Origin of the sequence: Streptomyces sp. NPDC093109, from assembly GCF_040701725.1 — a bacterium.
Taxonomy (GTDB): Bacteria; Actinomycetota; Actinomycetes; order Streptomycetales; family Streptomycetaceae; genus Streptomyces.
The window spans coordinates 66,530-81,343 of record NZ_JBFBEZ010000022.1; the positions used below are offsets into that span (position 1 = coordinate 66,530).

12 protein-coding genes are annotated in these 14,814 nt (G+C 72.8%); 7 read left to right on the forward strand and 5 right to left on the reverse strand.

What is annotated here, in order from left to right:
- Positions 1-39: 39 nt before the first annotated feature.
- From AB0389_RS21715 to AB0389_RS21725, 3 genes are all read left to right on the forward strand, one after another.
- Entirely contained in the window at positions 40-1,791 is a 1,752-nt protein-coding gene (locus AB0389_RS21715; RefSeq protein WP_366397084.1) for a coagulation factor 5/8 type domain-containing protein, read from the forward strand.
- Positions 1,792-2,000: 209 nt separating this feature from the next.
- The gene (locus tag AB0389_RS21720; RefSeq protein ID WP_366397085.1) at positions 2,001-2,501 is read left to right on the forward strand and encodes an NUDIX domain-containing protein; all 501 of its coding nucleotides are present in this window, start codon (positions 2,001-2,003) and stop codon (positions 2,499-2,501) included.
- A gap of 171 nt (positions 2,502-2,672) precedes the next feature.
- Positions 2,673-3,452, forward strand: a complete 780-nt coding sequence (locus AB0389_RS21725; protein ID WP_366397086.1) for a glycoside hydrolase family 75 protein — start codon at positions 2,673-2,675, stop codon at positions 3,450-3,452.
- Positions 3,453-3,537: 85 nt separating this feature from the next.
- On the opposite strand, the gene AB0389_RS21730 is transcribed toward AB0389_RS21725, so the two are convergent.
- Positions 3,538-5,067, reverse strand: coding sequence for an amino acid permease (locus AB0389_RS21730; RefSeq protein ID WP_366397087.1), 1,530 nt, complete (start codon positions 5,065-5,067; stop codon positions 3,538-3,540).
- Between the two features lie 178 nt (positions 5,068-5,245).
- Positions 5,246-6,247, reverse strand: coding sequence for a hypothetical protein (locus AB0389_RS21735; protein WP_366397088.1), 1,002 nt, complete (start codon positions 6,245-6,247; stop codon positions 5,246-5,248).
- A gap of 1,007 nt (positions 6,248-7,254) precedes the next feature.
- On the opposite strand from AB0389_RS21735, the gene AB0389_RS21740 reads away from it, so the two are divergent.
- Both AB0389_RS21740 and AB0389_RS21745 read left to right on the forward strand, forming a co-directional pair.
- The gene (locus AB0389_RS21740; RefSeq protein WP_366397089.1) at positions 7,255-9,000 is read left to right on the forward strand and encodes a TIGR03767 family metallophosphoesterase; all 1,746 of its coding nucleotides are present in this window, start codon (positions 7,255-7,257) and stop codon (positions 8,998-9,000) included.
- 143 nt (positions 9,001-9,143) lie between these two features.
- A complete protein-coding gene (locus AB0389_RS21745; protein WP_366397090.1) occupies positions 9,144-10,409 on the forward strand; it encodes a DUF4032 domain-containing protein in 1,266 nt (421 codons plus the stop codon).
- A gap of 39 nt (positions 10,410-10,448) precedes the next feature.
- Here AB0389_RS21745 and AB0389_RS21750 read toward each other — a convergent pair whose 3' ends face one another.
- The 3 genes from AB0389_RS21750 to AB0389_RS21760 are packed head-to-tail and all read right to left on the reverse strand — an operon-like array spanning position 10,449 to position 13,138.
- The gene (locus AB0389_RS21750) at positions 10,449-11,474 is read right to left on the reverse strand and encodes an NAD(P)/FAD-dependent oxidoreductase (protein ID WP_366397091.1); all 1,026 of its coding nucleotides are present in this window, start codon (positions 11,472-11,474) and stop codon (positions 10,449-10,451) included.
- The gene (locus AB0389_RS21755) at positions 11,471-12,025 is read right to left on the reverse strand and encodes an isoprenylcysteine carboxyl methyltransferase family protein (protein WP_366397092.1); all 555 of its coding nucleotides are present in this window, start codon (positions 12,023-12,025) and stop codon (positions 11,471-11,473) included. Before AB0389_RS21755 ends, AB0389_RS21750 begins: the two co-directional genes overlap by 4 nt.
- A 36-nt stretch (positions 12,026-12,061) precedes the next feature.
- The gene (locus AB0389_RS21760; RefSeq protein ID WP_366397093.1) at positions 12,062-13,138 is read right to left on the reverse strand and encodes a 3-oxoacyl-[acyl-carrier-protein] synthase III C-terminal domain-containing protein; all 1,077 of its coding nucleotides are present in this window, start codon (positions 13,136-13,138) and stop codon (positions 12,062-12,064) included.
- 186 nt (positions 13,139-13,324) lie between these two features.
- Between AB0389_RS21760 and AB0389_RS21765 the strand changes: the two genes are divergently transcribed.
- Complete coding sequence (locus AB0389_RS21765) at positions 13,325-14,152, forward strand: UbiA family prenyltransferase (protein ID WP_366397145.1); 828 nt, start codon at positions 13,325-13,327, stop codon at positions 14,150-14,152.
- Between the two features lie 134 nt (positions 14,153-14,286).
- Entirely contained in the window at positions 14,287-14,742 is a 456-nt protein-coding gene (locus AB0389_RS21770; protein ID WP_366397094.1) for a tellurite resistance TerB family protein, read from the forward strand.
- Positions 14,743-14,814: the final 72 nt, after the last annotated feature.

The following is a 14,814-nucleotide window of genomic DNA, read 5'->3' on the forward strand; positions in this document are numbered from 1 at the left end:
CGCAGCATCCGCCCGTCCGACGACCCCGGAGACCTGCCCATGCACGCTCCTCCGCCCGCGCTGATCGGCTCGATCGCCTCCCTCCTGCTCCTCGTCTCCTGCTCGGCCCACCCCGCTCCGCACGGCGCCGCCGGCGGGGAGCCCAGGGGTGGCGGCGGTCTCGGGCCGAACGTGCTGGTCCTCGACCCGTCGACGCCCGGCATCCAGGACACGCTCGACCGGCTCCACCGGCGGCAGGAGAAGGCACAGTTCGGCACGGGCCGCTACCAGATCCTCCTCAAACCGGGCACGTACGACCGCCTCAACGTCGATCTCGGCTTCTACACCTCCGTCTCCGGCCTCGGGCTCTCGCCCGACGACACCACCATCAACGGCGATGTGACCGTCGACGCGGGCTGGTTCAAGGGCAACGCCACGCAGAACTTCTGGCGCTCCGCCGAGAATCTGACGCTCCGTCCCGCCAACGGCACCGACCGGTGGGCGGTCGCCCAGGCCGCGCCGTTCCGCCGTATGCACGTCAAGGGCGATCTCACCATGGCGCCCACCGGGAACGGCTGGGCCAGCGGCGGCTATATCGCCGACAGCAGGATCGACGGCACGGTGTCCCCTGGCTCGCAGCAGCAGTGGTACGCGCGCGACAGCTCGGTGGGCGGCTGGAGCAACGCCGTGTGGAACATGGCCTTCTCCGGGGTGGAGGGCGCCCCGGCGCAGAGCTTCCCCGATCCGCCGTACACCACGCTGAGAACGACTCCGGTCTCGCGCGAGAAGCCGTTCCTGTATCTCGACGGGAACGACTACAAGGTGTTCGTGCCGGCGAAGCGCACCGACGCGCGCGGCACCAGCTGGGGCAGCGGGACGCCGCGCGGCCGTTCGCTGCCGCTCGACCGGTTCTACGTGGCCGGGCCGGGTACGACCGCCGCGGCCATCAACGCCGCGCTCGCCCGGGGGCTCCATCTGCTCCTCACCCCGGGGATCTACCACGTCGACCGGCCGATCGAGGTGACCCGCGCGGACACCGTCGTCCTGGGGCTCGGCCTCGCCACGATCGTCCCGGACAACGGGGTGACCGCGATGAGGACCTCGGACGTGGACGGGGTGCGGCTCGCCGGCTTCCTGATCGACGCCGGTCCCGTGAACTCCCCGACGCTGCTGGAGGTCGGCCCCCGGGGCGCGCGGAAGGACCACTCCGCGAACCCCACGACTGTCCAGGACGTCTTCGTGCGGGTCGGCGGCGCGGGCCCCGGCAGGACCACCACCGCCATGGTCATCAACAGCTCGGGCACCGTCATCGACCACAGCTGGATCTGGCGGGCGGACCACGGCTCGGGCGTCGGCTGGGAGACAAACCGCGCCGACTACGGCCTCCGGGTCGACGGCGACCATGTGCTGGCCACCGGCCTCTTCGTGGAGCACTTCAACAAGTACGACGTCGAGTGGAACGGCGAGTACGGCCGTACGGTCTTCCTGCAGAACGAGAAGGCGTACGACGCGCCGAGTCAGGAGGCGATCCGGAACGGCTCCGTCCGGGGGTACGCGGCCTACCGGGTCGCCGACTCCGTCGACCATCACGAAGCCTGGGCCCTGGGCAGCTACTGCAACTACACCTCCGATCCGGGCATCCGCCAGGGACACGGCTTCCGGGCGCCGGTCAAGCCGGGCGTGCGGTTCCACAACCTGCTGGTGGTGACCCTCGGCGGCGGCATGGGCCACTACGACCACGTGATCAACCGCACCGGGGCGCCGACGTCCGGGTCCGCGCCGATTCCGTCGACGGTGACCTCCTTCCCCTGACACGCCGTACGGCACCCCCGCGCGGCACCCCCGTACGGCGCAACCATTCATACGATCGGACCGGCGATCTCGCCGTGACGGACGGACACCTCCCGCCCCGCTCCCGGCCGTTCCCCGCCCGCCGCACGCCGGGCGGGTGGCCGCGCGGAGCGTGGTTCCGCACCCGCGTTCGCATGGCGACCGGGTGTGCCCGTGCACAGACTGACGGCATGTCGGGCAAACGAAGCGCGGGGCTCCTCGTCCACCGGGTCGGCGAATCCGGTACCGAGGTGCTGCTCGGACACATGGGCGGCCCCTTCTGGTCCGGCCGGACCGCCGCCGCCTGGTCGATCCCCAAGGGCGAGTACGGGCCCGAGGAGACGCCGGAGGCCGCCGCGCGCCGGGAGTTCCGGGAGGAGCTGGGGCTGGAGCCGCCCGCGGGGCCCTGGGCGCCGCTCGGCACGTCCCGGCAGCGCGGCGGCAAGACCGTCACCGTTTGGGCCGTGGAGGGCGACCTCGATCCGGCGCGGGTCGTGCCCGGCACGTTCACCATGGAGTGGCCGCGGGGTTCCGGTGTGCTCCGTGACTTCCCCGAGCTGGACCGCGTCCGCTGGTTCCCGCTGGCGGACGCGGTGGAGCCGCTGGTGGCGGGTCAGCGGGTGTTCCTCGACCGGCTGGACACCTTCATAGCCACCGGCCGCCGCCCTTCCGCGACCGGTCACGAGGAGTAGCCCCCCGAACCGGTCCAGTCCACGGACCCGCTTCCCCACTCAGCCCCTGCCGCCACCGCCGTCGCCCCTGTCCCGGGGCCGGCCGCCAGGAGCCGCCGAGCCATGCCCGGCACGGCCCGTCCCGCCGTGCCGGGCTCCCTGTCCCGCCCGTCCCAGGAAAGGGATTTCTCCGTGCATTCACGCACCCATGTGTCCGTCGCCGTCGGCACGGCGCTGCTGGCCGCGGCGATCGTCCCCGCCGCCGTGCTGCCCGCCCTGGCCGTCCCCACCCCCGCGTCGCCACCCGGACAGCACTCGGGACGGGAGGGGGCGGCGGGTCCGCCACCGGGGGAACGAGCCGTCGGCCCCGGAGGTTCCACCCGGGAGGGCACCGTCAGCGCGGCGGCCCTGCTGGCCAGGACCGGCGGCTGTGAGCAGATCTCCAAGGGCCACTACCGGGCCCGGGACGACACTCCGGCCGACATCCCGGTCTGTGACGCCAACGGCGCGGTGTTCTTCAAGGCCGACATGGACATCGACTGCGACGGCCAGATCACCGAACGGTGCAACCTCGACACCGATCCGTACTTCCAGAACTCCACGGCCTACACCGAGTCCAACGGCCGGACGCTCAACGCCGAGTCGCTCCCGTACATCGTCGTGCCGATGCCCAGTGAGATCTGGGACCACCGCGCGTCGGGCATCCGGGGCGGGTCCGTCGCGGCCGTCATCCACGCCAACAAGGTCGTGTACGCCGTCGTCGGGGACACCGGGCCGCCCGGCATCATCGGGGAGGCGTCGTACGCCACGGCCCGGGCGCTGGGGATCCAGGCCGACCCGTACGGGGGCGGTGTCCCGTCGGGGGTGACGTACATCGTCTTCAAGGACTCCTCGGTCTCGCCCCTGGAGGACCCCGAGGCCGCGGCGCGGATCGGTGACCGGCTGGCGAGGAGGTTCGTCGGGGAGAACTGACGGGCGGGCGGGGCGGGAACGCGGGTGGGGGCCGGCTTCACCGCCGGCCCCCACCCCGCTCACGCTCGGAGTCACGCCCGGGCGCTCAGACGATCCCCTCGGAGATCTCCGACTGCTCGCGGGCGGTCCCGTACGCCTGCGGGGTGCTGTACGAGCCGCGGGCGACGTACCACCAGACGGTCGCCAGGACCAGCACGACGGCCAGCGCGATCACTGCGTAGTTCATGGAGTCGACGTTCACCGGGTTCGTCTGCGGCAGGCAGAAGAGCACGGTCACCATCGCCACCCACACCACGGCGATCCAGCCGATCGGCTTGCTCCAGCGTCCCAGGCTCCAGGGGCCGGGCTCGAAGCGGCCCTTGGCGCGCAGCTTCAGGAAGATCGGGATGGCGTACGCGGGGGTGATGCCGATGACGTTGATCGCCGTCACCGCGCCGTACGCGGTCGCCGAGTAGAGCGACGGCACGGCCAGGACCGCCGCGACGGCGACCGAGAGCCAGACGGCGGGGACGGGCGTCTGCGTACGGCCGCTGACACGCCGCCACACGGCGGAGCCCGGCAGGGCGTTGTCACGGCTGAAGGCGAACACCATCCGGCTGGCCGCGGCGACCTCCGCGTTGCCGCAGAAGAGCTGGGCCACGATCACCAGGAGCAGCAGCGCGGTGGCGCCGCTCGTGCCGAGCGCGTCGATCAGGATCTGCGCGGGCGGCACGCCGGTGGCGCTGTCCTGGGCTCCCTTGTAGTCCTGGATGGCGAAGGTCAGGCCGGCGAGCAGGGCGAAGCCGGCTATCCAGGAGACCCAGATGGCGCGGACGATACCGCGGGCGGCGGTGACGGACGCGTTCGAGGTCTCCTCGGAGAGGTGCGCGGACGCGTCGTACCCGCAGAAGGTGTACTGCGCGAGCAGCAGGCCGATGGCGGCCACGTAGAGCGGGTTCTGCCAGCCGGTGTCATTGACGAACTCGGTGAAGACGAAGGACGCCGACTGGTGCTGGTCGGGGACGATCGCCAGGACGCCGACGATGATGGCCACACCGATCAGGTGCCACCAGACACTGATCGAGTTGAGCACACTGACGAGCTTGACACCGAAGAGGTTCAGCACGGCGTGCAGCAGCAGGATGCAGAGGAAGATCGCGAAGGTGGAGCCGGGGGTCGGGCTGAAGCCGAACTGGAGGTTCAGGAAGGCCCCGGTGAAGAGCGCGGCGCCGTAGTCGATGCCGGCTATCGCGCCCAGCAGGCCGAGCAGGTTGAGCCAGCCGGTGTACCAGCCCCACTTACGGCCGCCGAGCCGGTCGGCCATGTAGTAGAGCGCGCCCGAGGTGGGGTACGCGCTGGTGACCTCGGCCAGGGCCATACCGACGCAGAGCACGAACAGGCCGACACCCGCCCAGCCCCAGAGCATCACCGCGGGGCCGCCGGTGCCCATGCCGAAGCCGTACAGCGTCATGCAGCCGGAGAGGACGGAGATGACGGAGAAGCTGATGGCGAAGTTCCCGAAGCCGCCCATGCGGCGCGCGAGAACCGGCTGATAGCCCAGTTCGCGCAGCCGCTGCTCTTCGTCCATCTGTGGCGCCGGCTCGGTCTTCGACCAAGTCGGAGGGGACGCGGACATGGAAATACCTCCGGTGCGGAAAAGCAAGGTGGGGGACGGGGATGTGACGGGTGGGGCGGGTGGGACGTGTGAGACAGGAGAGGCGGACGAGAGCATAAGGGGACGGGGGACGGTAACTCCACGGACGTATACGTACGGTGCGGCCGTCGCGGTTCAGCCGGGCGGGCCGCACCACGTGTCACGTGCCGCCCCGCACGTCACGGACCGCGCCGAGGCAGCGGCTCCGGGCGCGGACGAACACCTCCTCGGCCTGGGTGGCGTCGTTCTGGCTGCGCGTACGGTACGCCCACGGGAGCGTGACGTAGTACGGGCCCAGCGCCTCGAACACCCGGGCCGCCTCGTCGAACTTGAGGGCGCCCCAGAGGGCGTGTGCGAGATGGCTGAGGTCGAGCAGGGACGCCTCGGCCGGCGGTGTGTGGTCGAACCAGAGGGTCAGTGCGCGCAGCGCGTCCCGGGTGGCGTCCTCGGTGACCCAGTGGAGGTCGAGCGCCTTCTCGTGGCCGTTCTCGCGCCGGTAGCGCTCCACCCTGACGAAGAGGGGCATGGCGTGCAGCGGGGAGCCCTCGGGCGCCGAGGAGGCGGCCCACTGCACGAAGTTGACGGCCTCGGAGAGCGATCCGTCGGAGCGGCGCGCGTACACGAACTGGAGCATGCGGTGGTACGCCTCGCGGTTGTACGGATCGCGCTTGTCCGCCTCGGCGAGCAGGGCCCAGGGGCCGGGGAAGAGCATCGGGCCCGGCGGTGCGAGCCGGTGCTCCTCCAGCCGCTGCCGGCCGTCCAGTTGGGACAGGGCCAGCAGGCACACCCAGGGCACCGGGTCGGCCGGGGAGCGGCGCGCGGCGGCGCCGCACGCCTCCCACGCCTGCTGCCACAGCTCCTGGGTGCGCGGATGCCCCTCCCGGTGGGCGCGGATGGCGCGCTCCACGGAGACCCGGGTGTGCATCACGGTCGCCGCGGCGCTGCCGGGCTCCTCGGCCAGCCACGCCTGCACGGTGTCGGAGCCGGCGGCAACGGCGGCCAGCACCTGGGTGCGCTGGGTCCACAGGGCCCAGCCCTCCGTGCCGGCCAGCAGGTCCCGCATCGACACCCAGCGGCCGGTGCGCAGTTCCTGGACGGCGGCCCGCAACGCGTTGTCGTGGCCGGCCGGGTGGTAGACGGGGCGGAAGTTCTCGTTCGCCATCAGTTCCACTCCCTTCGTCGCGCGCGTGAGGACGGCCGGGCGGCTGAGGCTGCTGGAACGGCTGAAGCTAGCACCGGTCCTCCGCTCCCGGCTCCGCCGGTTCCGCGTTCCCTCTCCACACAGGTGTGCCCACGGGCCCGGACAGCGCGCGAGCCGTACGTGTCCGGGCACGGCCGAGGAGGCACCCGGATGAAGTGGTCGTCGTCATTGGTCCTCTGGTGACGTGGAGGGTGGAGCGGTCCGGCGTACTACAGGGACATGGACCTGCCATGCCCACGACCGGGGAGGTCCGGTCGGCCCACCCTGGCGCTGCGGCGATCAGTGTAGGGGGCGTGGAGCGCCACTCGAACACGTTGCTGATCTTTCGCAACTCTCTGTTGATCATGGGGGGTTGCGGGTCACTCGGCGTGTGTGACGGGCAGATTTCCCGAGCACATGGTCAAGTCGCCCCAAATCGGCCCACTCTGTCGCCCGGTCAGCGAACAGTCCGGTGCCGGGTTGGCCAGAGGGGCTCGCCGTCGGCCCAGAACGTAACCGAACCGGTATCTGTCCAATACGCAGCGCACACGGCGCTGTTCCGGCGGGTCATGTGCCAGGGGCACGGGGTGGCCCCACCGGCGAAGGGGGGAACGCCGATGGGGCCGGGCAGGCTCGTACGGCCGGAGGGGGGAAGGCCGCGAGCGTGGCTCCAGAAGGCGTGTGCCCCCTCCCGCACGACGTATGCGCCCCCGCCTCCGTGAGCTTCCGGAACCACTACGTCCGACTCCGTCCGGCCCTGCCCTTCCCCTCGCGGTGAACGGGGAGTGACCGGACCGCGTCCGGTGGCCATGGGGCCGGCGACGGTTCGCCGTCCCGGCGAGAACCCGGTGATCCCTGTGTGGTGATGGGCTTGGGCCGTTGGAACGTCGTTCATACGCAGGCCACGCCGGGTCCGGACCATCGAAGTGCAGCCGGCGGACCGTCCCCCGGCGCCCTCACCGATGTGCCGGCACCCGGGAGACCGCACCATGTCACGTATACGCTCCGCAGTCACCGCCGTCGACCGCCGCTCCTTCCTCGCCGCGACCGGAGTGGTCGGTGTCTCGGCGGGTATCGGGCTGGCGCTCGGCCCCGGCGGCGGTTCCGGTACGGCCGCCGCCGCGCCGGAGGCCGCCACGACGGGCGCGCCCACCCCCCGTACCCCCGCCGTCGCCTATCCCACGCCCACCCGCACCGCGCCCGCCAGGACCACACTGGAATCGGTCGCCGCGCCACGTGACACCGCGGCGGCCTTCCGGCGGCTCGACGACGGCCCCGGCTGGCGCCGTGTCGTACGGGAGCAGCTCGCCACGCCCCGGACCGGGCGCGCCGGACGCCGTACGGTGCTCAGCTCCTTCGTCCAGCTCACCGATCTGCACCTGGTGGACGTCCAGCACCCGGTGCGCACCGAGTACCTGCGCTCCCAGCAGGTCTCCGGGTGGCGTCCGCAGGAGGCGCTGACGGTGCCGGGGGCGGTGTCGCTGATCGAGCAGATCAACGCGCTGCGGGACGGGCCCGCGACCGGTACGCCGCTGTCGTTCGCCGTGACGACGGGCGACAACACGGACAACAACTCGCGGGCGGAGCTGGACTGGTTCCTCACGGTGATGAGCGGTGGCCGGGTCACCCCCAACACGGGCGACGGGCGGCGCTACGAGGGCGTGCAGAATTCGGCCACCCGGCTGTTCTGGCACCCGGAGGACGAGCTGCGCGACACCGACAAACGGCTCGGCTTCCCCCGTATCGACGGTTTCCTCGCCGCCGCGATCCGCTCCGTGGACAGCCCCGGGCTGCGGATTCCGTGGTACTCGACCGTCGGCAACCACGACGGTCTGGCCAGTGGCGCCATGGCCGACCGGACCGGCTTCCTGGCTGACTTCGCCGTCGGTTCGAAGAAGCTGTACGGGATCCCGGACGCCGACGCGAAGGAGATGCTGAAGCTCCTGTCCAAGGGCGGCGACCCCAGTGGCGCCAAGCTGATCGAGCTGCTGCGGCGCTCGAAGCGGCTGATGCGCTCGATCACCCCCGACCCGCGCCGGGCGCCGTTCACCCCGCACGACTATCTGGCCGCGCACCTCGACCCGGCGTACACGGGCGCGGGTCCGGCGGGCCACGGTTATACGAAGGCGCACCTCGGCAGCGACACGCTGTACTACACGTTCCCCATGGGGGAGAACATCACGGGCATCAGCCTCGACACCACCGACCGCGGCGGCCACTACACCGGTTCGCTCGGCACCACCCAGCTGAACTGGCTGAAGCGGACCCTCAAGGAGCACCGGGACGGGTATGTCGTCGTCTTCAGCCACCACAACAGCTGGACGATGACGAACACCCACCCCGACCCCGCGCACCCCGGCGAGGCGCGGCACAACGGCGGCGAGGTCGTGGATCTGCTCCAGTGCAGCCCCCAGGTGCTGGCCTGGGTCAACGGGCACAGCCACCGCAACTCGGTTCTTCCGCACGGCGGCTTCTGGGAGATCTCGACGGCCTCGCACATCGACTTCCCGCAGCTCGCCCGGGTCATCGAGATCGCCGACAACAAGGACGGCACACTGTCGCTGTTCACCACCCTGATCGAGTCGGCTGCCCCGCACCGCACCGACTTCCGGGATCTCTCCCAGACCGGTCTCGCCGGGCTCTACCGCGAGCTGTCGCACAACGCGCCGGGCTCCACCACCGCCCCGGCGGGCAAGCCGGTGGACCGCAATACCGAGCTGCTGGTCAGCCGGTGAGCCGGCGGACGCGCGAGCGTCCCCGGCGGGTGGGGCGACTGTTCACACCGGTCCTGCCGTCGGGGCACTCCGTGCGACCCGGCACACTGTCCCTGGCGGTACCACGTCCGGCCCCGCCCGACGACACCGCCGTGGGAGGCACGATGGCGCTTCAGATCAGCGCGACCAACCCCGAGCAGCCCGCTGTGCTGCTCGACCTGCCGTGGCACACGCCGCTCGACGAGTGGCCGGAGGAGTGTCTCGTCGCGCTTCCGCGCGGTATCTCCCGCCATGTGGTGCGCTTCGCGTCCGCCGGGCCCGAGGTGGTGGCGGTCAAGGAGATCTCGGAGCGCGGCGCCGTCCGGGAGTTCGGCCTGCTGCGGGATCTGCACCGTCTCGGCATCCCCGCCGTCGACCCGGTGGCCGTCGTGACCGGACGGCAGGGACCGGACGGCGAGCCGCTGGAGCCGGCGCTGATCACCCGGCATCTGAAGGGGTCGCTGCCGTACCGCGCGATGTTCGAGTCGACGATGCGTCCGACCACGGTCAAGCGGCTGATGGACGCCCTGGCCGTGCTGCTGGTACGGCTGCATCTGGCCGGGTTCGCCTGGGGCGACTGCTCGCTGTCCAACGTTCTGTTCCGGCGGGACGCGGGGGCGTACGCCGCCTATCTGGTGGACGCCGAGACGGGTCAGCTCCAGCAGAATCTGAGCCGGGGCCAGCGTGACTACGACATCGAGCTGGCCCGGGTGAACATCGCCGGTGAGCTGATGGACCTGGAGGCCTCGGGCGCGCTGCACCCGTCGGTCGACCCGGTGCCGTTCGGCGCGGCGATCGTCAGGCGGTACGAGGACCTCTGGCACGAGGTGACGCGCGAGTCGGTGTACCCGGTGGGCAAGCGGCACTACATCGACCGGCGGATCCGGCGGCTGAACGATCTGGGTTTCGATGTGGCGGAGATGCAGATCAAGCGCTCGCCGCAGGGGGACACGGTGACCTTCCTGCCGAAGGTCGTGGACGCGGGCCACCACCAGCGCCAGCTGCTGCGGCTGACGGGGCTGGACGCCGAGGAGAACCAGGCGCGGCGGCTGCTGAACGACCTGGAGAGCTGGATGGCCGGCGAGGACGACTACGCGCCGGGCGATCCGCTGGGGGCCAGGCCCGAGGTGCTGGCGCACCGCTGGGTCCGCGATGTGTTCCGGCCGACGGTACGGGCCGTACCGCTGGAGCTGCGTGGGGACATGGACACGGCGCAGATCTACCACGAGGTGCTGGAGCACCGCTGGTACCTGTCGGAGGCGATGGGGTACGACGTGGGGCTGGAGGCGACGGTCGGGGACTACGTCGTGAACGTGCTGCCGCGTACGGTGGCGGCGATGGAGCCGAGGGCGGCGGGCTCGGCGGACGCGGCGACCGATCTGTCGCCCTGAGCGGGCGTGTCACGGGACGGCGCGTCACTGAAGGGCGCGTCACTGAAGGGCGCGTACGGCCGCCGTGAAGAGCGCCGGCATCCGGGCCGCCGCCGGGACGATCAGCCGGGCGCCCGTCCGGTGTCCGCCGACCCTGACCAGCGCCTCGGTCAGCAGCCGGTGGCGCCGGGACAGCGCGCGCCAGGCGCGTTCGTACTCCTGCGGCCGGCCCGCGCGCAGACACCGTACGGCCGCCTCCGCCGACGCCAGCGCGAGCGCGACGCCCTCGCCGGTGAGCGCGTCGACATAACCCGCCGCGTCGCCCACGAGCAGCACCCGCCCCGCTGTCCTGCGGCGCACCCGCCGGCGCAGCGGTCCGGCGCCGCGTACGGCGGTGGCGGGCTCCCCGGCGAGCCGGGCGCGCAGCTCCGGGAAGCCGGCGAGATGCTCGTCGTAGCCGCGCCGTACGGTGCTCAGCACGGCGACGCCGACCAGATCGTCGGCCACCGGGGTCACATACGCCTCTCCCGCCCCGCCCGTCCGCGACCAGTGCACCTCCACGTAGTCCGTCCAGGGCTTCACCCGGTAGTGCCGCCGCTGGCCGTAGCGCCGTGGCCGGTGGTCGGGCAGCTCCAGGCCGAGTCCGCGCCGTACGGGTGAGTGCAGCCCGTCCGCCGCCACCAGCCAGCGCGCCCGCAGCCCGGCCGCCGTGACGGAGCCGGCGTCCTGCTCGACGGCGCCGACCCGGCCGGTGACCGTCCGTACGCCGGCGTCCGCGGCCCGCAGCGCCAGCGCGGCGTGCAGCTCCGTACGCCGGATGCCGAGCCCCGTACCGCCGTCGAACCGCGCCTGTGCGCGGTGGGATCCCTGTACGTAGCGGATGCCGCGCAGCTCGCGGCCGAGGGGGAGGACGGTGCCGAGCGCGCGCAGCGCCCGTACGCCGCTGGGCATCACGCCCTCGCCGCACGCCTTGTCCACGGGGGTGGCGCGCGGTTCGATCACGACGGTCTCCAGGCCGGCCAGCGCGGCGTGCACGGCGGTGGCGAGCCCGGCGGGCCCGCCGCCCACGACGAGCAGATCGATCACGGGTTCAGGCCCGGCGGCATGGCGCCGGCGGCCGTGGTGCCTGGGCCGGCCACGCCCAGCGCGCGGTTCTCGCACCGTACGCGGACGGTCAGCAGGGCCGCGTTGAGAAGGGTGAAGACCAGCGCGGTGATCCAGGCGCCGTGGACCAGCGGCAGCGCCACCCCCTCGGCCACCACGGCCACGTAGTTGGGGTGCCGCAGCAGCCGGTACGGGCCGCCCTCGACCAGCGGCAGGCCCGGTACGACGAGCACCCTGGTGTTCCAGCGCGGGCCGAGCGTACGGATGCACCACCAGCGCAGCGCCTGGGCGGCGACGACGGCGGCGAGCATCGTCCAGCCGAGCGGGGGCGTGAACGGCCGGTCGGCCAGCCGCACTTCCGCCAGGCAGCCCAGCAGCAGCGCGGTGTGCAGGGCCACCATCACGGGGTAGTGCCCCCGGCCGTGCTCGACGGCGCCGCGCGCAAAGCTCCAGCGGGCGGTGCGCCGGGCGACGGCCAGTTCGGCGACGCGTTCGGCGCCGACGGCCAGGACCAGCGCGGTGTACCAGATCATGGCTCTCCAGAGGTCGCTACGGGGCGCTGCGGGTCGCTACCAGCGGAGCAGGACGAGTTCCGAGCAGAAGCCCGGTCCCATGGCGAGCAGCAGTCCCGCGCTCCCGGCGGGCGGCGGCCGTTCGGCCAGGGTGTCGCGCAGGACGTGCAGGACGGACGACGACGACAGGTTTCCCACCGCCGCCAGCGAGCGCCAGGTGAAGTCGAGGGCTCCGTCGGGCAGTTCGAGGACCTCCTCGACGGCTTCCAGGACCTTCGGACCGCCGGGGTGGCAGACCCACGCGGTGATGTCCGCGCGGGTGAGTCCGTGGTCGGCGAGGAAGCCGTCCACCTCCGCGCCGAGGTTCTTGCGGACGAGGTCGGGGACGCCCGCGTCCAGCACGATCCGGAAGCCGGAGCCGGTGATGTCCCAGCCCATCACCCGCTCGGTGTCCGGGTAGAGCCGGCTGCGGGTGTCGACGACGACGGGCCCGGGACGCGCGGCGGACGCGCCGGTGGCGGCCGGCCGCCGGGCGCCGCACGCGACGACGGCGGCGGCGCCGTCCCCGAAGAGCGCGGAGGCGACGAGATTCGCCATCGAGGGGTCGTCGCGCTGGAAGGTGAGCGAACACAGCTCGACCGAGAGCAGGACGGCCACGTCGTCGGGGCGCCCCAGCAGATAGTCGTGGAGCCGCCCGATCCCGGCCGCTCCCGCGACACAGCCGAGCCCGAAGACCGGCACCCTGCGCACGTCGGGGCGCAGGCCGAGGCGGCCGACGAGCCGCGCGTCCACGGACGGCGCGGCGATGCCCGTCACCGAAGTGAACATCAGCAGGTCGATGTCGCGCGGGGAGAGCCCCGCCGCGTCCAGCGCCCCGGCGACGGCCTCGGCGCCCAGCGGTACGGCGGTGGCGATGAACGCGTCGTTGACCTCGCCGAAGTCCGTCAGACCGCCGTACCGGTCCAGCGGCAGGGCCGTGTGCCGTGTGGTCACCCGCGCGCCGCGGTGCAGCCGGTCGAGCGCGCGGCGGTCGGCGCCCGGTGGCAGACAGGTCCTGGCGACCATGTCCGTGATGGCGTGCTGGCTGTACCGGTGGGGAGCCAGGGCTCCGTGGACGGCTGCGATGCGAGTCATCTGCGGTCCGGTGTCGGGGTCGGTGGCGACGGACGTGCCATCCCTGCCCACGCGACGCGACGCCACACGCGAAGTCGCCTGTACGGCCCCGTCCCGCGGCGGTGCCGCCCTACGATGAGCCGCGTGGACGCCTCCGAGCAGCCGAAGCCGGGCGCCGCGGCCGGCCCACCGCGTGGCCTCCGCGCGGTGTCCGTCCCGTGGCCGCGCGGGGCCCCGGCCCTGCTGAGAGCGTGTCACCCCGGGCCGACGGCCGCGGTGACGCTGCTGGTCGCCGGGCTCTCCGTGGCGGCCGGGCTCGGCGGGTACGGCCGCGTCCTCGCCGTCGCCGCCGTACTGGCCGGGCAGCTGTCCGTCGGCTGGAGCAACGACGCCGTGGACGCGGCACGCGACACCGCGGCGGGCCGGACCGCCAAGCCCGTGGTGGGCGGGGCCGTCGGCGCGCGGACGGTGCGGACCGCCGCCCTGGCCGCGCTGGCGCTCTGCGTCCCGCTCTCCCTCGGGTGCGGGGTGCTCGCGGGCGCCGTGCATCTGGTGGGCGTGGCCGCGGCCTGGGCGTACAACCTCCGGCTCAAGCGGACCGTCCTGTCCTGGCTGCCGTACGCGGTCGGGTTCGCCTCGCTGCCCGCGTTCGTCACGCTCGCCCTGCCGGGGGCGCCCTGGCCGCCGTGGTGGGTGACCGCCGCCGCGGCGCTGGTGGGGGTCGGCGCGCATCTGGGGAACGTGCTGCCGGACATCGCGTCGGATCTGGCCCTGGGGGTGCGTGGCTGGCCGCAGCGGCTGGGGCCCGGCACCGTACGGCTGCTGCTGCCGGTCCCGCTGGTGGCGGCGACGGTGCTGCTCGCCCTCGGCCGGCCGGGCGCGCTCGGGGCCGCCGCCGTGGCGCTGGCGCTGGTGACCGCCGTCGGCGGGGCGCTGAGGGGACGTCACCGGCCGGAGGCCGCGTTCCTCGCGGCGGTCGTCGTCGCGGTCCTGGATGTGGCGCTGCTGCTGGCGCAAGGGGCGGTACGCGGCTGAGCGGCGCGCCGCGGAACGGACCGCCGGGCTCAATCCGGGGCGGAATCCGGCCGTTCCGGCCGGGACGGGCACGCGGCGGGGGTCCGGTGCGTTGAGCCTGGTGTTCTGTGTGACACCTGAGGAGAGATGACGGAATGGCCCTGTGGGACCGGTTCAAGGAATCCGCCGCGACGATGCAGACGCAGCTCGTGGCGAAGAAGAACGACCTGAAGAGCGGTGCCTTCCGCGACGCGAGCATGGCGATGTGCGCCCTGGTCGCCGCGGCGGACGGCTCGGTCGACGCGTCGGAGCGGCAGCGCGTCGCCGCGCTGATCGCGAGCAATGAGGTGTTGCAGAACTTCCCGGCCGAAGACCTCCAGCGGCGCTTCGACGACTACCTGAACAAGCTGGCGGCCGACTTCGCGTTCGGCAAGGTCGGGCTGCTCCAGGAGGTCGCCAAGGCCAAGAAGAAGCCCGCGGAGGCGCGGGCGGTCATCCAGATCGGCATCGTCATCGGCGGCGCCGACGGCGACTTCGACAAGTCCGAGCAGGCCGTGGTCCGTGAGGCGTGCTACGCGCTGGACCTGCCGCCGCACGAGTTCGACCTCTGACCCTTCCGGGCCGCGCGGGGCGGTGAGCCACGCGGGGCGGTGGCTCGCCGCCACCGCCCCGCGTCCCGGTCG